We start from the raw sequence: 19,359 nt of genomic DNA on the forward strand, positions 1-19,359 counted from the left end.
AGCGGAGCGGCGAAGTGGAGCGCGGAAGCAGAGCTGAGAAGTAGAACCACGTTTCAGAACCGCTCCCCGAAGGCGCCGGCTCCGGAAAGCAGTGGGCCGGGACACCGTGTCGGTGTCCCGGCCCGCTGAACGGCGAGGACCTAGCGCGGCTCCCGGGTGGCGGTCAGTCGGCCGCGGACGGCGGCGTGGACCTCGGCCTCCTCGGCCGGGTCGGCGGCGAGCCTGCGCAACCGCTCCAGCACACGCGCGTCGCCCGTGGTGGCGACGTGGCGCGCGGCGAGCTCACGTGTCGACTCCTCGCAGTCCCAGAGGCACTCGACGGCCGGCCCCTCGGGAAAGTGCACGTCGGTGGCGGCGAGCGCCCGGGCGGCACGTCCGCGCAGCTCGGAGGAGGCGGCCTCACCGTAGATGTGGCGCAGGACCGGGACGGCGTCGGCGGCGGCCAGCCGCCCCGCACCGTCCACCAACGACCCGAGCCCGGTACCGCCGACCCCGCGCACGGAGATCCAGCGGCGCAGCCCGGCAACCACCAGCGGCCCGTCCTGCTGCTCCCCGGCGTCGGCGAGCAGCTGGACGGCGGCCTCGCCGAGCGCGCTGTCCGCGCCCCCGCTGGCCGGGTCGGCCCAGCGGCGGGCCTGCGCCAGCACCTCGGGGCCGCGCATCCGGCCGAGCAGTTCCAGGGCGGCCCGGACGATCCGGTCGTCGACGTCGGCGGCGGCGGCCTCGATCAGCTCGACCGCGGCCGGGTCCCGTTGGTCGACCAGGTAGCGCAGGGCCGCGCGGCGGGCGCCGGGCAGGCCGTCGCGGGCGGCCTCCAGCAGCGCCGGACGGTCCTCGGGGCGGACGACGGCGGTCAGGCAGCGGGCGGCCGCGGCGGCGCGGCGGTCCACCGCGTCGGGGCCGTTGCCCGGGGAGTCGGTGTCGCGCGCGGGCTCCGGGCGGGCGTCGGGCCGGTCGAGGAAGGCGCCGACGCCGACGCCGCCCAGGTCGCCCTGGTCGGCCCAGGCCAGCACGTCGGCGGTGGACCAGCCCGGGGTGACGCCGCTGCGGTTGATCTGCCGCTGCCAGAGGTCGAAGGGTGACTGCTCACTGGCCGCCGCCACTCTCGGGTGGTAGGCAGCCCACAGCCGCCAGGGCCGGGGCTCGTACGCGTTGCGGATGAACTCACGCAGTTCGGCGTCGCCCTCGGGGCCCGGCGGGAAGTGGTCCAGCACGGCGGTACCGAGCAGCAGCAGGCCCCGGTCGTCGTCGCGCAGGGCGAGTTCGTCGAGGGCCCAGGCCCAGTTGGCGCCCGTGGCGGCGTACTCGCGCAGCATCAGCAGCGCGTCGCGCCGGCCGTACGCGGCGAGGTGGCCCAGGACGGAGAGGGCGAGGCCGGTACGGCTCTCGTCGTCGGTGACGAGGTCCTCGGCGGAGTGGAGGTGGTCCTCGATGCCGTCGAGGGGAGCCTCCAGCTCCATGTAGAGACGGGCGTAGTAGAGGGAGCGGCTCTCGACCTGCCAGTCGGCTCGCGGATCCCTGGTGACGCACTCCTCCAGCGCGGCGATGGCCTCGGCACGGTCGGCGGCCAGCGCATGGAGCTGCCCGTCACCACGGCCTCGCTGCAGGAGGCCTAGGAGGCTGGCACTGGGTGCTATCACTGGCTCGAACATGAGGTCAGCATCCGTTGCGGCGGTCGTAGTGGCAACGGGATTTCCGTCGCCGGGGTCTCTGGTCGGTACTGCGGTGGGCGCCCGGGCGCCGGAATCACCGAAGGTTACCGCCTCGGGCCACCTTCCGCACACAGGGCGACGGAGCCTGCTGCCACAGTGGCATATGCCAGGGGAATTTTGCCTGCGATCTGTCCAAATCGCCCACGGGGGTCAGGACGCTGTGCGACAGTCTTCTCACAACCCGAACGACCCGCACAAAGCGGGCCGAACCGAACGATGGACCCGCCATGAACATGCCCTCAGGCGCCGCCCGCCCGCCGGGCACCGCCACGGTGGACGGCGCCCCGGCGGGCGCGAACGGCTCCGGCTCGAAGGCCTCCGGTGCGAGCACCTCGGACATGGCAGGCGCGGGTGCGACGGGCACCGCGGGCCGACCGGGCCACGCCGGCGGCGGAACGCATGACGACGGCACCGGCGGCGAAGCCGGCAGCGGAACGGACGGCAGAGTGGACGGCACGGCACAGGAGCCGTCCGGCCCCTACCTCGGCGGCGGCAGCAACAACGACAGCCTCCTCGGCTCCGCCGAATGGGACCTGCAGACCGACGGCATCCGCTGGAACGCGGAGACCTACCTCCTCCTCGGTTGCGACCCGGACCGCGGCCCGCTCAGCCTCGACCGGCTGCCCGACCGCCTCCCCGAGGCGGACCGGCCGCTGCTGCGCCGGATGATGACCGACGCCCTGGTGCACGGCCGTGTCGCCGCAGGCACCCTGCGGATCCGCCGGCCCGGCGGACGGCACGGCAGCGTCGAGTGCGCGGGCGAGCCCGTCCTCGGCGCGGACGGCACCGTCACCGCGCTGCGCATGCTGCTCCGCCCGGCACCGCCGGACTGAGCCGCGGCGCCCCGGCGCACCCGGGACCGCGCATCCCGGCCCCGCACGTCAGCCCGCCCCTCAGGTCAGCCGCGGCCGGTTCTTGGCGTCCGCCGCCCGCAGCTCCCGGCCCAGCTCGGCCCGCAGCTCGTCCACCGCCGGCAGCCCCCGGTACGCCGCGGTCAGCCGGTACATCTCGCGCAGCCGGTCCCAGGTCCGGTGCGAGGAGTTCTGGCCGATCAGGTTCATCACCATCTTGGCCTGCAGCTCGGCCGCGTCCGGCTCGCCCGTGATCAGGTGCACCGAGGCCAGGGTGATCCGGTCGAACAACGCCGAGCGCAGCTGCCCGGTGCCCTCCCGCAGGGTGATCACCTGCTCCGCCCGCTTGCGGGCCCTGGGGGCCGCCGCCGGGTCGTGCTCGGCCAGCGTGCGCAGCACCAGGGCCTGCATGCCGCGCAGTTCGGCTTCGTCGAACACCTGCATCCAGGACGGCGGCGGCTCCGGCGACTCCTCGGCGAACAGGTCCTCGGCCTCGCCGAGCAGCCGGTAGGTGTCCTGGGAGTGCCCGATCGAGGCGTGCGCCCAGGCCTCGACGGTGTTCAGCATGGCGCGCGTTCTGGGCACCACCGTGCCACCGGCCGCCTTCGCCGCCGACATCAGGTCGAGCGCGTCGTCGGCCCGGCCCAGGTGGACCATCTGCCGCGCGGCGCGGCTGATCGCCTCGCCGGCCCGCGGCCGGTCGCCGGACTCCATGGCCGCCTCGGCCGCGATCACGAAGTACCGCTGGGCGGTGGGCTCCAGGCCCACGTCGTGCGACATCCAGCCTGCCAGCACCGCGAGGTTGGCCGCGACCAGCCACAGCCGCTGCTCCACGGCGGGCGGGTGCCGGTGCGTCAACAGACCGCCTACCTCGTTGAGTTGACCGACCACCGCCTTGCGCTGCAGTCCGCCCCCGCGGGCCGCGTCCCAGGCCCGGAACACCTGTACCGAGTGTTCCAGCGACTCCACCTCATCGAGCCCGACCGGGCCCGCGTCGTACACGTCCACCACCGGGCGCGCCGCGCTCCCGGTGATCACCTGGCGCGGCCCGGGGACGGCGGCCGCGTACGCGACCGCGTCCCCGCCCAGCCATCCCTTCAGCGAGTCGGCGATGACCGCCCCGGCCGTGAGCGCGGCTCCGGCGCCCACCAATCCACGTCGGTTCAGCATGAGGTCCATTCCCGTGAACTCGGTGAGGACCACGGCTGTTCGATCCGGCGACCACGGCACTGCTGCGGACGGCTCCGCTCCGGACCTGGTGGGCCGGTGTCGTTCCAGACCGAGGTCCTCAGTGGTGACGACACGGCCGAGCCGCTCCGTGAACACGGCAGCCAGCACCCTCGGCACCGGATCGCGCGGGATCTCCCCCTGCTCGATCCAACGTCGTACCCTCGAGGTGTCGGTGGACAGTTGCATCTGCCCCATCGCGGCACCGCGACGATTGACCAGCCGCGCGAGCTCGCCCTTGGACCATCCGGTCAGGACGAACAGATCGGCGAGTCGGGTGTTGGGTCCCCTGCTCAATGAAGCCCCCAGGTTCCTCGGCTCCTTCGAGGCTAGAGGCTCCGGCAAGTGCCAGGCGAGCATTCGCCACCGTTCGCCAGGGCCCGCCAGACTACTAAGCCAGTGCCCGAGGGGTGTGTTGTAGGGGTGCGCCACCTCGCCCCCCGGGTCGGGCGGCGTCCCACCAGCGTCGGGGCAGTCCCCCGACGGTGTCACGGGACGCTCCCGGTCCTCACCCGAGGGGGTGGCGCGGCCGGGTGGCGCGGGAGCGCCGGGCACGGCCACGGCAAGTCCGACCGACCGCATTCCCCAGGGTGCGGACGGCCGGAGCACAGCCGAACAGGGGTTCCTGCACCCCGCGTCCGTGCCCGGCGCTCGCGCACCACCCGCCGTACCGCGACGGCGTACTCCCCCGCCCCGCGGGGGCGCACCACCCAACGCCGTACCGCACCACCCGCAGGGCCGCCGTCACGCCAGGAAGCACACGGCACCAGCCCTCCCCGCCCCCGCGGGGCCGCACCCGCCGACGGACCGGAAGGGACCACCCTCAGCCCATGTACTCCTCAGCGACGACCCCCACGCCGACCGCGACCCGCACCGCGCTGCGCCCCCCCACCGCAGCCGCCGGCCGGCCCGGCCCCAAGCAGGCGCCCCCGGCGAGCCGCCCGGTGGCTCCGCGCGGCGTCGAGGGCCGGGCTGCCGACACCCGGGTCGTCCCGGCCGGCCGTACGGCGCTGGGCCCCACCGGCCGTACCGCACTGGGGCTGCGCGGCCCCGAGGCCGCCCCGCCGGTCGGCAGCCGGCTCCCGCTCGCCCGCCAGGCCGACGGCCAGGTGCTGCGCGCCCGACGTCCCGGCCAGCCCGGCGGAGCGGAGCGGATCGACCCGTCGGCGCTGCAGACCCCGTCGGTACGGGCGGCGCTGGCGAGCATCGCGCGGATATGTCCCGCGTTCACCCCGCGCCAGGTCCTGCGCGAGGGCAGCCGCCACATCCTGGTGGCGGGCACCATCGGGCGGGCCCCGGTGGTCGCCAAGTGCCTGGCGCCGCAGGCGGTGCGGAGTGAGTACTTCGATCAGCTGGTGGCCGACTTCCACCACGAGGTCGCGGTCTACCGGGCATTCGTCCGGCACCGCCCGCCGGTGCGGCTGCCCCGGCTGGTCGCGGCCGACCACGACCGCTGCGTACTGGTCATGGAGCGGATCCCCGGCCGCCCGGCCGCCCGGGAGCGCCACCCGGTCAACGCGCCCACCCCGGGCGAGGTGCGGGCGCTGCTCACCGCCGTCCGTACGCTGAACCTGTGGCGGCCGCCGACCGACGTGTTCCAGCCGCGCCTGGACTACCAGTGGGAGATCGCCCGCTACCACTCGGTGGGCCAGCTCACCGACCGGGACGCCGGCGACCTGCGCGGCCTGCTGCACGGCCTCGGCCACACCCCGCTGCAGCTCTGCCACGGCGACGCCCTGCTCAGCAACATGCTGCTGGCGCCGTCCGGCCCGGTGCTGGTCGACTGGGAGCAGGCCGGCTGGTACCTGCCCGGCTACGACCTGGCGGTGCTGTGGAGCGTGCTCTCCGGGGACACCGCGGCTCGCCGTCAGATCAGCCAACTCGCCCAGAGCGGCGGCACGCTGGCCCGGGACGCGTTCCTGGTGAACCTGGTGCTGGTACTGATGCGGGAAATCCGGCTGTACGACGTGCCGGGCGCCGGCGAGGAGCAGCGGATCATGATCCGCCGACTCTACGACGACGCCGCGCTCGCCCGCCGGGCCGTCCGGGCCGCGGTCGGGACGCGCTGAACCGCCACCCCCGGCAGTTCGGGTCCGAACCGGCCTGCCCGGCCGGGCGTTTTACCGCCGCGCGTCGTACGACCAGGCGTGCTACGGCCGGGCGCCGCGCTCCAGGGCGGCCCGGCCGGCGGCCTCCAGGACGGTCTCGTCCGACGCCAGGTGCACCCGGCTGCTGAGCACGTCCCGCAGGTACCGCTCCAGCGGGTGACGTCGGCTCAGGCCGGGGTTGCCGGTCAGGGCGACGGCCTGCTGGACCGCCGTCGTCGCGGCCCGGGTGGCCAGCAGGTGGGCCGGGCCGGTCCGGGCGACGGCGTCCGGTTCGCCCCGGTCCACCCGGGGCGCCAGGCCCTCGACCAGTTCCTCGGCGCCGATCAGCTGCGCCTCGATCTCGCCGAGGGCGCAGCGGTAGCGAGGCAGGGTGCCGAGCGGCTCGGTCAGGTTGGCCGGGGTGCGCTGGTTGAGGAAGCGGACCAGCCAGGACTCGGCGGCCCGGGCGACACCGATCGCCACCGCGGAGAGGGCCAGATCGTGCCAGGCCCGGGAGAGTTCGGCGTCGGCGTCCTTCGACTCACGGGCGCCGAGGCCGAGTGCGAGGTCGGCCGGCACCCGGACCCCGTCCAGCACGACGTCATGGCTGGCGCTGGCGCGCAGGCCGAGCTGGTCCCAGGTCGGATCGATCTCGAGGCCCTCGCTCTCACCGCGGACCAGGAAGGTCCCGATCCTCGGCTCCTCCTCGTCGGTCCGCGCGGTCACCGCCATCCAGGCCAGCGCCTCGGCGCCGGTGCAGTACGTCTTCCGGCCGGTCAGCAGCCAGCCGTCGCCGTCCCGCCGGGCGACCGTCTCGGGCAGTTCGCCCGATCCCGCGCCGGGCTCCGCCCGCAGCGTGTTGACCAGCGCCGGGCCACGCCGGGACTCGGTGATCAGTCGCCGGTAGCCGGCCGTCGGCCAGTCGGCGAGGCGGGCCTGCTCGGCGTGCCGGAGCAGCGTGAACGCGGTGACCACGGCCACCGAGGCGTCCCCACGGCCGAGTTGGGACAGCACCCGGACGGTGTCGGCAAGCGAGCCGCCCGGTCCGCCGTACTTGCGGGAGACGGTGAGGGTGAGCAGTCCGGCCTCGTGGACCGCCTCGATGCCCTGGTACGGGAAGGTCGCGTCGCGGTCGTGCTCCTCGGCGCGGGCGGCCAGCAGGTCGACCACCCGGGGCAACCCGGCCAGCGCGGTCTCGACCGCCGCGCGGTCGGACGTCGGATGGCCGGATGTCGGACGGCCGGATGTCGGACGGCCTGAATCGGCCTGGCCGGAAGTCGACGGCGGCGAAGACACCGGCGAACCGGTCCGGGAGCGGCCGGCGGAGGGCCGGTCCTCGAGCGGGCGGTCGCCGGAAGGGTGCTCCTCGGTCGAACGGTCGACGGACGGACGGTTGGCGGCGCGGGTCGTCATGATGCTGTGCCTCCGGGCGGCAGCGTGGGCTCGACGGATGCGGGCGGCACGCCGCACGGGCGCGCGGTACCGATTGGCGGCCCCGGAGGTCAGTTCACGGCCCGCCCCCGGGTTTCGGCGTCGACCGGACCCGGCCGACCACCCGCCGCCGGGGGACGGCCCCCTCAGCGGCCCGGACACACCGCGCTGGCGGTGCGCCGCAGATCCAGATGCCTGCGACGGGTCAGCAGCGGAAGACGGCACGGCATGTTCGCGACTGTACGAACCGTTGATCGATACCGTCAAGCGGCATCCGGCCCCCGGGCGGGCGCCGGACGAACCGCCGCCGGCAGCCCCGGGGATCCCGGAGGATCAGCCCTGCTGGAACATGTCCGCGGGGAGCGGCTTGAGCAGCTGATACAGGTCGTCCGAAATCGGTCGGTCCCAGGACGCGATGGTGACCAGGACGCCGTCGCTGCGGCCGAACTGGGCGCAGAACACGCGTTCCTCGCTGACCTTGACCTTCTTCACGATCAGCAGGTCGTCCCCGAGCATGACCGGGAAGTCCTCGGCCGAGACGAACTCGACCGACTCGTCGTTCTCCAGCGCCGCGAGCAGCTGCCGCACCTCGAAGGGCACGTCGTCGCCGGTCTCCCGGGCAGGCGAACCTTCGGGGAGGTTGCCGATGAACATCGCCGGGCCTCTGCCGCCGAACAGGTCGTAGCGCAGGAAAATCCCCTGGCAGGAGCCGTCCGGGCCGGTCATCATGGCCGCACCGAAGTCACCGGGCCAGTCGCCCGGGTCCATCGCGAGCACGTCGAAGTCCGGGCCGGCGGGCTGTCCGGAGCGACGGCGGAGAAAAGACATGGGAACATCGTACGTGTCCGGCACACCGCGCTCGTGGGGTGGGTGGGGCACCGGCGGGGGGCGGGCGGGAGCATCGACGCTCAGAGACCAATGTTGACTCTGAGCAACCGTCCGGGCTACGTTCGGTTCAGCACGACAGCCGTTCTGGTTTTCACCCTCCGGGGGGACGGCATGTCGCAACGCGGCCCTACCCGCGTATCCCTCACCGTGCACTTGTCGTGCCGAACTGCCGAGCACCCAGCTTCGTCGTCGCACACAGCACAAACACAAGCCAACAGTTCCATGCATCACAAGCCAGATCCGCGGGGCCCCGGCCCGTCGCTCCCGTGGATCTGCTCGGGACGCCGCCGCGTGGGGGCGTGCGGGTCCCGAGCATCGGTGCCGCGATCCGAGTCGCTCTCGGGTTCGGCGCCAGCCTCCCGGCGACTGCCGGCCCCTTGTGGGCCGGGACCGGCCGACGCACCCCGGTGCGCAGGGGATGACTGGGAGGATGGCCTGGCAACGCTGCCGGGCCGCACAGCAGGCGCCGTGTCTGGCCGCGTGGGGGCGGTGGGCACGGCGTCTGCCTGTGCTCATACTCTGAGCTGAGTTTGTCTAACAGTCAACAGAAATTCTGACGGGGCACGCTCAATAGATCATCAGTTGTGATGTTCCGACCGGAAAACCGCCTGCGGAGCGGGCCCCCGGTCGGTTCCGGGGGCCCGCTCCGCAGTGGCTCAGGCGAGCGGCTCGAGGCTGCTTCGAGCGGCTCAGGCGGCTCAGGCGAGCGGCTCAGGTGAGGTCGAACTCGCCGTCCCGGGCGCCGAGCACGAACGCCCGCCACTCCGCCGGCGTGAAGACCAGGACCGGCCCCTCCTCCTGGCGGCCGTCCCGCATCCCGATGTACCCGTCCACGAACGCGATCTGGACGTCTCCGACCCCCTGGCTGCTGCACAGCCACTCCGCGCCGGTGAAGTCCACCCTCGGCTTCCCGCTCGGCGCCAGGCCCGGCTGCGCGCCACCGGCCTCCGTGTCCGTCCCAGTGTTGACTGCCACTGACCGATCTCCTCCCGACGATGTTCCGGGCCCAGCCTAGCCACACCGCCCGGCCCCGGTCAGCGGGTTGACGAGGACTCCTCCGGCTATGGACGGGCGCCGCCGGAGGGCGGCTCGAGGCGCGGCGGAAAGGTCGAGGCGTGTCCCGACCGGCGGCGGCGGCGGGCAGCTGCCAGAGTGCTGCCAGGGCGCCACCCGGGCCGACAAGCGCGGGAGAGCGCCCCCTCCGACCTACAGAGCCCTCCGCGGCCCCCAGGGGCCGGACCGCACCGCCGACGACCCCGCCCACCCCAACACCCACCGAACCGCCCAAGGGAGCAGCCGATGAGCCGCCGGGACGGCACCCGCGCCGACGTCATCCCCATCTCCGACGCCCCCTCGGCCCACCCCCCGGCACCCCGTACGCCTCCCTCGGCCACGCCACTGCCCCGGCCGACCCCCGCCCGGCCCCCCACGCACGGCCGGGTCGGCATCGTCCTGGTCTCGCACAGCCAGGAACTGGCCACCGCCGTACGCAACCTCGCGCTCGCATTGACCGGATCCGACTCCCCCGCCCCGATCTCCGCGACCGGCGGCGACCCGTCGAACGGGCCCGGCATCAGCGCCGTCCTGGTGGCCGCCGCGACCCGCCGGGTGGACCAGGGCCACGGCGTCGTGGTGCTCGCCGACCTGGGCGGCGCCGTCACCACCGTTCGCGCCCTGCTGTCCGACGCCGACGAGCACGGCCTGCCGTTCCCGGTCCGGTTCGCCAACGCCCCGTTCGTCGAAGGCGCGGTGGCCGCGACCGCGACCGCGACGGCGGGCGGCGACCTGGCGGCGGTGCTGGACGCAGCCGAGGAGGCCTACCGGCAGCACAAGGGCTGACCGGGGGCCGAGCCCGCGGCCGGTCAGGGGCGCTCCTTGCCCTCCCAGGTGAAGACCGCCGGGCCCTCGCACTCCAGCGCGTGGCGCAGCCGCTCGTGCTCGGACTCGATCATCGGCGGCAGCTCGTCCAGTGCGAACCAGCCGACCTCGAGCGACTCGTCGTCGTTCACCCGCGCCTCTCCGCCGACCGCACGGCAGCGGAAGGTCAGCACCAGGTACTGCGTCACATCGCCGTTCGGGTACGTCACCTGCGGCGAGACGGTGACCGAGGCGAGCAGCTCGGGCACGGCCACCACGCCGGTCTCCTCCTCGCACTCGCGCACCACGCCGTCGCCGGGCTGCTCGCCGGGGTCGAGGATCCCGCCGACCGGCGCCCAGCGGCCGTCATCGGCCCGGCGGGCGAGCAACACCCGGTCGCGATCGTCCAGCACGACGGCGACGACGGCGCTCAGCCACAGCGGGCGGTGGCCCACGAGGGAGCGGAGGTCGGCGAGGAAGGGGGGAATTGCCATGTGGCGCAGCCTATCGGGGCGGCTGCCGGCCGGGGTGGGGTCGGCCGGGGTCGGGTCGGCCGGCTCCGCTCGAGCGGCTCGGGTCGGCCAAGTCGGCCGGGTCGGGGCGGCCGGGTCTGCTCAACCGGGTCGGCGCGGCCGGTCTCCGGTGGGGCGCAGCCGGTCGGTGGTCGGGCGCACCAAAGCGAGGATGGTGAGGCCGAGGATGTGCAGGTCGAGCCGGAGGGAGCGGTGCTCGACGTACCAGAGGTCGAGTTCGGCGGCATGACCGTGGAGCTGGGCCCAGCCGGTCAGCCCGGGGCGCACGGCGAACCGGCCGCGCTCGCGGCAGGAGTAGCGGCCCAGCTGATCGGGCCGGGCCGGTCGGGGGCCGATCACCCCCATCTCGCCGCGGACGACGTTCCAGAGCCGCGGCAGTTCCTCCAAGCCGGTGCGGCGCAGCAGGGTGCCGAACCCGCTGTCCCCACCCGTCCGGAAGCGCAGGATCTGGAACTCGCGGCCGTGCTGCCCGGCTCGGGTCTGCCGCTGGAGCACCGGGCCACCCCTGGTGCAGCGCAGCAGGACGGCGATCAGTACGGCCAGCGGTAGCGCGACGATCGCGGCCAGGGCGGCGAGGGCGAGATCACCACCGCGTTTCATGAGGTGGACATGGCACTATCCGATCTGCCGCTCATCGCTCCCCCTCTACGGCGCTTCGAGCCGGAAGAACGCATTCACAGTAGAGGCGCGATGAAGCCGCCGTCCAAGAATGGTGAAAGAAGGGGGCGGGAGATTGTCCGACAGGACGATATTCGGTCGGTCTGACCAATTTCGCTCGATCTGCCGTTTCGAAATTCCGAACGCGATCGACATACGGGCGAGCGGGCGGGTGGCCCCGTCAGTGTTCTCCGGCCGGCGCCTCCAGCCCGTGTCGTCCGGTCGGCTCGTCCGCCTCTAGAGCGCGGCGCGGCGCCGGTCACGAAAGTGACCGAAGGCGATCCGACCGAGCAGCAGGACACCCGCCGCCAGGCAGCCGGCCACCGCCATCGCCCAAGCCGGGCCGCCACTGTCCGGAACGAGCACCGCCACGACGATCCCCGCCGCCAGGCAGGCCACACCCACCACGGCCAGCGGAAGCTGGTGGGTAACCAGGGCTCCGCCACTGCACACGCGAGCCATCCGAGAAGCGCCGTGCAAGTGGAAGGGGTCACGGTCCGCATCTGCCATGAGCCCAAGGTACCCCGGGCCGAAGCAGGAGGCAGCCCGCAGGGAGTGCAGGACCGAACACTCTGCGCGACCGACGGATCGGTACCCGTCCGGGGTCGGGCGGGGGTGGCTACGGGGGTGGCTACGGGGTGATTGCGGGGCGACACGGCGGCCGATCCGGGCCCCACCGAAGCAGCGCCCGATGCCCCCGGATGCGCATTCCTACTCCACAATCAGTCCACGAAAAATCCTCGTCCCCCCGGTACAACCATCCCCGCGGTGCAACGGTCTCAATGGCATTGAGTGATCCAGGAGCCGTTCGAGGGACGGGTGTGAACCCCCCACCGAGAACAGGAAAGTCCAGGGGCGGAGCCGCCGACCCCTGGAGTCGGAGGCCGGGCTCCGTCCTCCGGCGGTACCGCCACGCCGCTCGGCGAACGAGGGGGAACCGTGCCGCAGTCCCAGTCCACAACATCGATCTCCATGGCCCGCGCCAGGCCCATGCCCGGCGTGCGCGCACTGCCGCCCCCTGTCAGGTGGGCTGCGGACCGGCACGAGGTGAGCCGACACGGCGGGGGCCGTCGCCGACTGACCGTCGAGACGGAACAGCAGGACGCGCGGGGCGAATGGCTGCGGTTCGCCCCCGTCCAGCCGCTGTTCCGGGCCCGGGCCGCCCAGCGCCTCGCCGTGCTCGCGTACCACGGGGTGACCGACCACCGGTCGTTCGGCGCCCAACTCGACCGGCTCCAGCGGCTCGCCACTCCCGTGTCGCTCACCGCCGTCCTCCAGGCCGTGGCCGAGCGGCGGCCACTGCCGCCCCGGAGCGTCCTGGTCACCTTCGACGACGCCGACCGGAGCGTCCTCACCCACGCCCTGCCCGCCCTCGACGCCCGTGGCATTCCGGCCACCGCCTTCGTCATCTCGGAGCTCATCGGCACCGAGCGACCGTTCTGGTGGCACGAGGCCGACTTCCTCGCCCGACACGGCGGCCGCGCCCGCTCGCTCGACTGCGGCCACCCGTCCCAGCTGCTCCGCCGACTCAAGGCCATGCCCGACCCGGACCGCCGACGCAGCCTCCACGAGCTGCGCGTCAGCGCCGACCGCCGACCGCCCCGCCAGGAACAGCTCACCCCCGCCGACCTCCTCGCCCTGCGGGACGGGGGCGTCGCGATCGGCAACCACACCCAGGGGCACCCGTGCCTCGGACGCTGCGACGACGACACCGTCCGCGCCGAGATCACCGGCGCCCACGAGGCCCTCACCCGCTGGCTCGGCGAACCGCCGACCGCGTTCGCCTACCCGGACGGCGGCCACGACCCCCGTGCCGAAACCGTCCTGCAGGAACTCGGCTACCGCCTCGGCTTCCTCTCCGACCACCGCCTGGGCCCCCGCCTCCCCTCCCACCCCCTCCAGATCAGCCGCCTCCAGGTCGACTCCACCACCAGCACCCGCCGCTTCGACACCATCCTCTCCGGCCTCGAACCCGCCTACCGCCGCTGGCGCCGCCAAGCCGTCGCCTGACCCCCCGCGCGTGCCCGACAGTCATTCGAAATGCCAATAGGGCACGGAACTGGCGCCTTGAGGGATATCTATGCGGGTAGCGCGTGCACGGGAAGTCGGCTGGGTCGACTTCCTGTGCACGGCGCCATGTCTACGCGAGTAGAAGACTGCCACGGATTAGCCTCGGGACATTACCGGGCATGGAAGTCGAATCGGCCGATTCCCCACACGTCGCCGCATCGCGATCGCGCCGGCGGTTGAGCGTGCCGCCGCCAGGGGTGACCCATGCGCGAGAAGTCGATCAGGCCGACTTCTCGTGCACGGCAAGCACCCGCCGCGCAGTCTACGCGGGTAGATCCAGCCCTGCGCAGACCGTCGCGCGCCAACACTCCAAGCCGCCCGGCGGCGGGCGATCCGGCACCCCACCCGCACAGGAAGTCGGCCAGGCCGACTTCTCGCACCCCGCAAGCCGAGCGGCCCAACTTTCTACGCGAGTAGACAGCGCGCGCCGCAGCCGCCCCGGGACATCGCCGGGCACAGGAAGTCGGGCCAGCCGACTTCCTGTGCAACGCACCGCGCCCTCGCCCACCAGGCAGGCGGGCCCGCACCAGCCCCCGCACAAGCACTGGGTGGCCGGTGCGTGAGAAGTCGGCCCAGTCGACTTCTCACGCACCACAAGCAGGCTGTCTATGCGAGTAGATACAGCGCCGCTGCAGACAGGCCGGCACCGCCAAGCGCAGGACGTCGGATCGGCCGACTTCCTGTGCGGCGCACCGCAACCCGGCCTGCAAGGGTGCCCACAAGCACAGGCAGCTCGCACCAGAAGTCGGCCTGGTCGACTCCCAGTGCAATGCACCCCCACCCCGCCCATCGAACGCGCCCACGGCCACGGGCTCAGGCGAGTACCGGATGGCCGTCGCGCGAGAAGTCGGATCGGCCGACTTCCTGCGCAACGCACTGTGGCCTGGCCCGCCGGACCGGCCACCAGCAGGCAGCTCGCGCGAGGGGTCGACTGGGCCGCTTTCCATGCGGCGCATCGCAGGTCACCCGCCGGGCTGGCCGCGGGCGCCGGCCTGCACAGGGCGTCGGCCTGATCGACTTCCCGCGCGCGACAGGCAGGCAGACAGGCAGGGCCCAGCCTCCTACGCGAGTAGATCCAGCCTGGGCGACGTCGCCGGACGCAGGAGGTCGGATCGGCCGACGTCCTGCGCAGCGCACTGCGGCCCGGCCCGCCGGACCGGCCACCAGCAGGCAGCTCGCATCAGAAGTCGGCCGGGCCGACTTCCTGTGGCTGCCGGGTCGGGCGGTGGGGGCGGCGCATCTACGCGGATAGAAGTGCCGGGCAGCGGATCTGCCGGCATTTCCTGCGGGAAATGGGGCGGCCCGGATTTTCTTCATCGCGCAACGGAAATCGGCAGCAAAGCCCATTTGCGGGTATTCAGGGCGCCGCGCCGTGTCTGGCACTTTGTGTGTGAATCCGGCTGTTGGGTCCCGAAATCGCCGCCACGTGGGACTGATGTGTGGCCGCCGTTGCCGGGATGGATCAGCCGATGAGGGTGGCCAGCGCGTTGCCCTGTGGGTAGAGGGCGGCGGCCGGCGGGAGTACGGCGGGGAGGCCGGCGTGAAGCACGGTGAGGGTGCCCGTCCCCGTGCGGGTGGGGTCGCTGACGCGACGGAGGGCCTGGGCGGCGACGGCGTCGGCGGAGCCGAGCAAGGTGAGCGCGGGGGACGCGGTCGGGGCGACGGCGGCGCGGATGCGGTCGTCGACGAGTTCGTAGTGGGTGCAGCCGAGCACGAGGACGTCGGTGCCGGCCGGCGTGCGGGCGGCGGCGTCGGCGATGGCGGCCGTGATGGCGTCGTCGTCGCCGTGCTCGACGGCGTCCGCGAGGCCCGGGCAGGCGACCTCCGTGACGTCCGCCGTCCCGCCGAAGTCGCGGATCAGTCCGCGCTGGTAGGCGCTCCCGGTGGTGGCCGGGGTGGCCCAGATGGCGACCCGGCCGCCCAGTGCGGCAGCGGGCTTGATGGCCGGGACGGTGCCGATCACCGGCAGTCCGGGCTCCAGTTCGGCGCGCAGGGTGGCGAGCGCGTGGACGGAGGCCGTGTTGCAGGCGATCACCAGCGCGTCGGGTTCGAGCGCGGCGGCGGCCCGGCAGCAGCCGAGGGCCAGTTCGGTGACCTCTTCGGGCGTACGCGGCCCCCAGGGCATCGAGGCCGGGTTGGAGGACAACACCAGGTCCGCGTCCGGGCGCAGCTTCCGGAGGGTGGCGGCGGCGGCCAGCAGGCCGATTCCGGAGTCCATCAGTGCGATCTTCACGGGTCAAGACTTTAGTCGATCCGCCCGCTCGGCCCTGTTCTGCGGCAGACTGCCGGGGTGACCGTCCTGCTGTGGATCGCCGCGTTCTCCCTGCTGGTCTGGCTCTGGCTGGCGTGCTGCCACGGCTTGTTCTGGCGCACCGACGTGCGGCTGCCGCCGCGTCGCCCGCCGGTCCGCTGGCCGCAGGCGGCGATCGTGGTGCCGGCCCGGGACGAGGCGGCGGTGCTGCCGGTGAGTCTGCCGACGCTGTTGGCGCAGAAGTACCCGGGGCGGGCGCGGGTGATCCTGGTGGACGACCACAGCTCGGACGGCACGGGCCCGCTGGCGGCGGAGCTGCGGACGATCGACGGGCTGGAGCTGACCGTCACCACGCCTCCCCCGTTGCCGCCCGGCTGGACGGGCAAGCTGTGGGCGCTGCGGCACGGGGTGGAGCTGGCCGGTCCGGACGTGGAGTACCTGCTGCTGACGGACGCGGACATCGCGCACGGCCCGGACTCGCTCGCCGAGCTGGTGGCGGCGGCCGAGAGCAACGGCCTGGACCTGGTGTCGCAAATGGCCCGGCTGCGGGTGGAGACCGGCTGGGAGCGCCTGATCGTGCCGGCCTTCGTGTACTTCTTCGCCCAGCTGTACCCGTTCCGCCGGAGCAACCGTCCGGGTGCCCGGACGGCGGCCGCGGCGGGCGGCTGCTCGCTGGTGCGGCGCGAGGCGCTGGAGCGGGCCGGCGGGGTGGCGGCGATCCGGGGCGCGGTGATCGACGACGTGTCGCTGGCCCGGGCGGTGAAGTCCACCGGCGGCCGGACCTGGCTGGGTCTCGCCGGGGAGGTGGACAGCGTCCGCCCGTACCCGCGGCTGGAACAGCTGTGGCGGATGGTGTCGCGCAGCGCGTACGCCCAGCTGAGGCACTCGCCGCTGCTGCTGCTCGGGACGGTGCTGGGGCTGGCGCTGGTGTACCTGGTGCCGCCGGTGGCGACGGTGGCCGGGCTGGTGGCCGGGGCGCCGGTGGTGGCGGTGGCGGGTGGGGCGGCGTGGGCGCTGATGGCGGGGACGTACCTGCCGATGGTCCGGTACTACGGGCAGCCGGCCCCGGCCGTGGTGCTGCTGCCGTTCACGGCGGGGCTGTACCTGCTGATGACGGTCGACTCGGCGGTGCAGCACTGGCGCGGCCGGGGCGCGGCGTGGAAGGGCCGGACCTACTCGCGGGCGTGACCCCTGTACACGCCCGCGAGCAGGCGTCCTCCCCCGCGGACCGGGGGAATCCCCGGCGTCGTGTGCCGATCGGCTCCATACTGCTCGGATGGACCGTCAGCAGATCTCCCGCCTCGCCCATGCCCACCACCCGATCGCTGCCCCGCTGGCGGACGAGTCGGTGGCCCGTCTGCTGGACCGCGCGACGGCCGGGAAGGAGGACGGCCGGGCGCTGGACCTCGGTTGTGGCGAGGGCGCCTGGCTGGTCCGGGCACTGGCCGCACGCCCGGGCTGGCAGGCCGTGGGGGTGGACCTGGACGCCCGGGCCCTGACCCGCGCCCGGGAGACCGCGACCGCTCTCGGCGTCGTACGCCGGATCGGCCTGCACCACCTGGACGCACGGGAGTTCACCTCGAAGGAGCCCTTCGACCTGGTGCTGTGCGTCGGTTCCACGCACGCCTTCGGCGGACTGCTTCCGACGCTCTCGGCGGCCCGCGAACTCCTGGCCCCGGGCGGCCGGTTGCTGGTCGGCGAGGGATTCTGGCAGCGCGATCCGTCCCGGGCCGCCCTGGACGGGCTGGGTGCGACCCGGGACGAGTTCGCGGATCTGGCGACGACCACCGACCGGGTCCTCGCGGACGGCTGGACGCCGGTGTCCGGGTACGTCAGCACGGAGCGGGAGTGGGACGACTACGAGTTCGCCTGGACGGGCTCGCTGGCCGAGTGGGCGCTGGACCACCCGGACCATCCGGACGCGGCGGCCGCCCGGGAAGCCGCCGACCGGCACCGGGCGGAGTGGCTGCACGGCTACCGGGGGATGTTCGGCTTCGTCACGTACCTGCTGCGCCGCGACTGAACACTGCCACGGCTGAACGACCCTGGCCCGTCGGCTACTTCTGTGTACGCGCGAGGAAGTCGTCGATCAGCGGGGCGATTTCGGGCAGCTTCTCCTCCAGTGCGAAGTGCCCGGTGTCGAACACGTGCAGCTCGGCCGCGGGCAGGTCGCGCAGGTAGGCGCGGGCGCCGGGCTCGGTGAAGAAGGGGTCGTTGCATCCCCAAAGGATCAGCGTGGGCGGCTGGTTGGCCCGCAGCCAGGCCTGCCAGGCGGGGTAGAGTTCGACGTTGGAGAAGTAGTCGAGGGCCAGTTCGACCTGGATGTCCTTGCGGCCGGGCAGGTCGAGGAAGTGCTGGTCGAGGGTCCAGCCGTCGGGGGCGACCAGGCTCGGGTCGCCGGTACCGCCCTCGTACTGGCTGCGGGTGATCTCCAGGGTGAGGATCGAGCGGGCGGCCTCCCCGGCGCCCGGGACGCCTCGCCGGTTGGCAATGAACTCCCGCGCCTGGTCGGAGAGTCCCTCCTCGTAGGCGTTGCCGTTCTGGACCACCAGACCGGTGACCCACTCCGGGTGGCGGGTGGCCAGGCGCAGGCCGACGGGGGCGCCGAAGTCGAAGACGTACAGCGCGAAGCGGTCCAGGCCGAGGGCGAGGCAGAAGCCCTCGATCACGTCAGCCAGGGTGTCGAAGCGGTACGTGAAGGTGTCGGGTGCGGGGCTGTCACTGTGGCCGAAGCCCGGGTAGTCGGGGGCTATCAGGCGGTAGCGGGTACCGAGCGCGTCGAGCAGCCGGGCGTACTGGTGAGAGGCGGACGGGAAACCGTGCAGCAGCAGGAGGACGGGGGCGTCGGCCGGGCCGGTTTCGCGGTAGAAGATGCGCAGCCCGTCGACGTCGACGTGGCGGTGGTGGATGTGTGGGATCGTCAGCTCGCTCATGCTAACCATTAAACAGCATTTTAGTGGTTAGGCAAGGCCTGCGAGTGAGAGCACATGAGCGAGCTGACACATCGCCACGGACACCGTGGCGCTCAGTCCTTCTTCAGCTGCTCCTGCTGCACCAGGTAGTCCAGCACCTCGGGCATCGCCTCGACGCCGCCGGCCTTCGTCGGCGAAGTCCGGTACTCGCCCTGGACGATGACCGTCGGCAGCTCGTTGATGCCGTAGCTGGTGAACGCGGCAGCGGCGTCGTCGACCGACTGGCGCACCTCGGCGGACCGGTAGGCCTGGCCGAAGAGCTGGGCGTCGATGCCGTGGCGGACGGCCCAGTCGGTGGCGGCGGCCTCGGTGGTGAGGTCGGCGCCCTCGTCGCGGACAGCACGGAAAACACTGGTCTGCAGACGCTCGACCATGCCGAGGCGCTCCAGCGTGTAGTACATCCGCGCATGGCCGCGCTGCACACCCTCGTCCGGGCTGGCCGGCCAGATCGCCGGGACGCGGCGCAGCGAGACGTCGTCGCGGTGCTTCTCGGCCCAGGCCTGCAGGGGCTGTTCGAGCGCCTGCGAGTGGTCGCAGTCGTACCAGAAGAACTCCACCGCCTCGGTCCGGGCGCTCTCGCGCACCGGTTGCGGGTGGTCGAGCCTAACGAACTTGGCGCCCTCGGAAGGGAGTTGGTGGATCGCCGCGCCGGCCTGGGCCGGGGACGCGGCGATCCCGGCAGCAACGGCGAGCAGGACGGTGGACCGCAGCAGCGACTTCGAGTTCACACCGGGCAGTGTGCTGGTGACGGTTCGCTACCGGCGAGTCGGTGCGCGGCGGCAGGCCGGGATTCGCCCGAACGGCGTACCCGGGGCCGACGCGT

The 19,359-nt window shown here is 73.3% G+C and carries 18 protein-coding genes; 6 read left to right on the forward strand and 12 right to left on the reverse strand.

The window, feature by feature from the left end; translation table 11 throughout:
• Nucleotides 1-140: 140 nt before the first annotated feature.
• On the reverse strand, nt 141-1,652 hold the full coding sequence (locus tag ACIBEC_RS40155; protein ID WP_360504931.1) for a HEAT repeat domain-containing protein: 1,512 nt from the start codon (nt 1,650-1,652) through the stop codon (nt 141-143).
• Between the two features lie 287 nt (nt 1,653-1,939).
• Here ACIBEC_RS40155 and ACIBEC_RS40160 point away from each other — a divergent pair, with 287 nt between their 5' ends.
• The gene (locus ACIBEC_RS40160) at nt 1,940-2,545 is read left to right on the forward strand and encodes a hypothetical protein (RefSeq protein WP_360504933.1); all 606 of its coding nucleotides are present in this window, start codon (nt 1,940-1,942) and stop codon (nt 2,543-2,545) included.
• A gap of 60 nt (nt 2,546-2,605) precedes the next feature.
• Here ACIBEC_RS40160 and ACIBEC_RS40165 read toward each other — a convergent pair whose 3' ends face one another.
• The gene (locus ACIBEC_RS40165; protein ID WP_360504935.1) at nt 2,606-4,087 is read right to left on the reverse strand and encodes a hypothetical protein; all 1,482 of its coding nucleotides are present in this window, start codon (nt 4,085-4,087) and stop codon (nt 2,606-2,608) included.
• Nucleotides 4,088-4,620: 533 nt separating this feature from the next.
• On the opposite strand from ACIBEC_RS40165, the gene ACIBEC_RS40170 reads away from it, so the two are divergent.
• The gene (locus tag ACIBEC_RS40170) at nt 4,621-5,859 is read left to right on the forward strand and encodes an aminoglycoside phosphotransferase family protein (RefSeq protein WP_360504937.1); all 1,239 of its coding nucleotides are present in this window, start codon (nt 4,621-4,623) and stop codon (nt 5,857-5,859) included.
• An 81-nt stretch (nt 5,860-5,940) separates the two neighbouring features.
• Here the strand turns inward: ACIBEC_RS40170 and ACIBEC_RS40175 are convergent, their stop codons facing one another.
• The 4 genes from ACIBEC_RS40175 to ACIBEC_RS40190 form a co-directional block, all read right to left on the reverse strand.
• Nucleotides 5,941-7,290 carry an acyl-CoA dehydrogenase family protein gene (locus ACIBEC_RS40175; RefSeq protein ID WP_360504939.1) on the reverse strand — a complete coding sequence of 450 codons (1,350 nt, stop codon included), beginning with the start codon at nt 7,288-7,290 and terminating at the stop codon, nt 5,941-5,943.
• A gap of 164 nt (nt 7,291-7,454) precedes the next feature.
• The gene (locus ACIBEC_RS40180) at nt 7,455-7,538 is read right to left on the reverse strand and encodes a putative leader peptide (protein WP_355211871.1); all 84 of its coding nucleotides are present in this window, start codon (nt 7,536-7,538) and stop codon (nt 7,455-7,457) included.
• 103 nt (nt 7,539-7,641) lie between these two features.
• Entirely contained in the window at nt 7,642-8,136 is a 495-nt protein-coding gene (locus ACIBEC_RS40185) for a hypothetical protein (RefSeq protein ID WP_360504941.1), read from the reverse strand.
• Nucleotides 8,137-8,907: 771 nt separating this feature from the next.
• Nucleotides 8,908-9,120 (reverse strand): DUF397 domain-containing protein, encoded by a 213-nt coding sequence (locus tag ACIBEC_RS40190; protein ID WP_360504994.1) that lies wholly within the window; start codon nt 9,118-9,120, stop codon nt 8,908-8,910.
• 375 nt (nt 9,121-9,495) lie between these two features.
• On the opposite strand from ACIBEC_RS40190, the gene ACIBEC_RS40195 reads away from it, so the two are divergent.
• Nucleotides 9,496-10,035: a PTS fructose transporter subunit IIA gene (locus ACIBEC_RS40195; RefSeq protein WP_360504943.1), complete on the forward strand. Its 540-nt coding sequence runs from the start codon at nt 9,496-9,498 to the stop codon at nt 10,033-10,035.
• A gap of 23 nt (nt 10,036-10,058) precedes the next feature.
• Here the strand turns inward: ACIBEC_RS40195 and ACIBEC_RS40200 are convergent, their stop codons facing one another.
• The 3 genes from ACIBEC_RS40200 to ACIBEC_RS40210 form a co-directional block, all read right to left on the reverse strand.
• Nucleotides 10,059-10,547 carry an NUDIX domain-containing protein gene (locus ACIBEC_RS40200; protein ID WP_360504945.1) on the reverse strand — a complete coding sequence of 163 codons (489 nt, stop codon included), beginning with the start codon at nt 10,545-10,547 and terminating at the stop codon, nt 10,059-10,061.
• Nucleotides 10,548-10,667: 120 nt separating this feature from the next.
• Nucleotides 10,668-11,186 (reverse strand): sugar transferase, encoded by a 519-nt coding sequence (locus ACIBEC_RS40205; RefSeq protein WP_360504946.1) that lies wholly within the window; start codon nt 11,184-11,186, stop codon nt 10,668-10,670.
• Nucleotides 11,187-11,480: 294 nt separating this feature from the next.
• Nucleotides 11,481-11,696, reverse strand: coding sequence for a hypothetical protein (locus ACIBEC_RS40210; protein WP_360504948.1), 216 nt, complete (start codon nt 11,694-11,696; stop codon nt 11,481-11,483).
• Between the two features lie 594 nt (nt 11,697-12,290).
• On the opposite strand from ACIBEC_RS40210, the gene ACIBEC_RS40215 reads away from it, so the two are divergent.
• Nucleotides 12,291-13,253 carry a polysaccharide deacetylase family protein gene (locus ACIBEC_RS40215; RefSeq protein ID WP_360504950.1) on the forward strand — a complete coding sequence of 321 codons (963 nt, stop codon included), beginning with the start codon at nt 12,291-12,293 and terminating at the stop codon, nt 13,251-13,253.
• Between the two features lie 1,522 nt (nt 13,254-14,775).
• Here ACIBEC_RS40215 and ACIBEC_RS40220 read toward each other — a convergent pair.
• Nucleotides 14,776-15,546 carry an aspartate/glutamate racemase family protein gene (locus ACIBEC_RS40220; RefSeq protein WP_360504952.1) on the reverse strand — a complete coding sequence of 257 codons (771 nt, stop codon included), beginning with the start codon at nt 15,544-15,546 and terminating at the stop codon, nt 14,776-14,778.
• A 57-nt stretch (nt 15,547-15,603) separates the two neighbouring features.
• On the opposite strand from ACIBEC_RS40220, the gene ACIBEC_RS40225 reads away from it, so the two are divergent.
• On the forward strand, nt 15,604-16,752 hold the full coding sequence (locus tag ACIBEC_RS40225; RefSeq protein WP_360504954.1) for a glycosyltransferase: 1,149 nt from the start codon (nt 15,604-15,606) through the stop codon (nt 16,750-16,752).
• Between the two features lie 88 nt (nt 16,753-16,840).
• Nucleotides 16,841-17,587, forward strand: coding sequence for a class I SAM-dependent methyltransferase (locus ACIBEC_RS40230; RefSeq protein WP_360504956.1), 747 nt, complete (start codon nt 16,841-16,843; stop codon nt 17,585-17,587).
• Nucleotides 17,588-17,621: 34 nt separating this feature from the next.
• On the opposite strand, the gene ACIBEC_RS40235 is transcribed toward ACIBEC_RS40230, so the two are convergent.
• The gene (locus tag ACIBEC_RS40235) at nt 17,622-18,497 is read right to left on the reverse strand and encodes an alpha/beta hydrolase (RefSeq protein ID WP_360504958.1); all 876 of its coding nucleotides are present in this window, start codon (nt 18,495-18,497) and stop codon (nt 17,622-17,624) included.
• A 92-nt stretch (nt 18,498-18,589) separates the two neighbouring features.
• Nucleotides 18,590-19,264 carry a thiol:disulfide interchange protein DsbA/DsbL gene (locus tag ACIBEC_RS40240; RefSeq protein WP_360504959.1) on the reverse strand — a complete coding sequence of 225 codons (675 nt, stop codon included), beginning with the start codon at nt 19,262-19,264 and terminating at the stop codon, nt 18,590-18,592.
• Between the last annotated feature and the right edge of the window lie 95 nt (nt 19,265-19,359).

It is taken from the genome of Kitasatospora sp. NPDC051164 (assembly GCF_044455625.1).
Classification (GTDB): domain Bacteria; phylum Actinomycetota; class Actinomycetes; order Streptomycetales; family Streptomycetaceae; genus Kitasatospora.

Coding starts and splice junctions, on each gene's coding strand:
- ACIBEC_RS40235 (WP_360504958.1), bottom strand. CDS start 18,497: ATGAGCGAGCTGACGATCCCACACATCCACCACCGCCACGTCGACGTC.
- ACIBEC_RS40205 (WP_360504946.1), bottom strand. CDS start 11,186: ATGAAACGCGGTGGTGATCTCGCCCTCGCCGCCCTGGCCGCGATCGTC.
- ACIBEC_RS40180 (WP_355211871.1), bottom strand. CDS start 7,538: ATGCCGTGCCGTCTTCCGCTGCTGACCCGTCGCAGGCATCTGGATCTG.
- ACIBEC_RS40155 (WP_360504931.1), bottom strand. CDS start 1,652: ATGTTCGAGCCAGTGATAGCACCCAGTGCCAGCCTCCTAGGCCTCCTG.
- ACIBEC_RS40195 (WP_360504943.1), top strand. CDS start 9,496: ATGAGCCGCCGGGACGGCACCCGCGCCGACGTCATCCCCATCTCCGAC.
- ACIBEC_RS40170 (WP_360504937.1), top strand. CDS start 4,621: ATGTACTCCTCAGCGACGACCCCCACGCCGACCGCGACCCGCACCGCG.
- ACIBEC_RS40230 (WP_360504956.1), top strand. CDS start 16,841: ATGGACCGTCAGCAGATCTCCCGCCTCGCCCATGCCCACCACCCGATC.
- ACIBEC_RS40175 (WP_360504939.1), bottom strand. CDS start 7,290: ATGACGACCCGCGCCGCCAACCGTCCGTCCGTCGACCGTTCGACCGAG.
- ACIBEC_RS40160 (WP_360504933.1), top strand. CDS start 1,940: ATGAACATGCCCTCAGGCGCCGCCCGCCCGCCGGGCACCGCCACGGTG.
- ACIBEC_RS40200 (WP_360504945.1), bottom strand. CDS start 10,547: ATGGCAATTCCCCCCTTCCTCGCCGACCTCCGCTCCCTCGTGGGCCAC.
- ACIBEC_RS40185 (WP_360504941.1), bottom strand. CDS start 8,136: ATGTCTTTTCTCCGCCGTCGCTCCGGACAGCCCGCCGGCCCGGACTTC.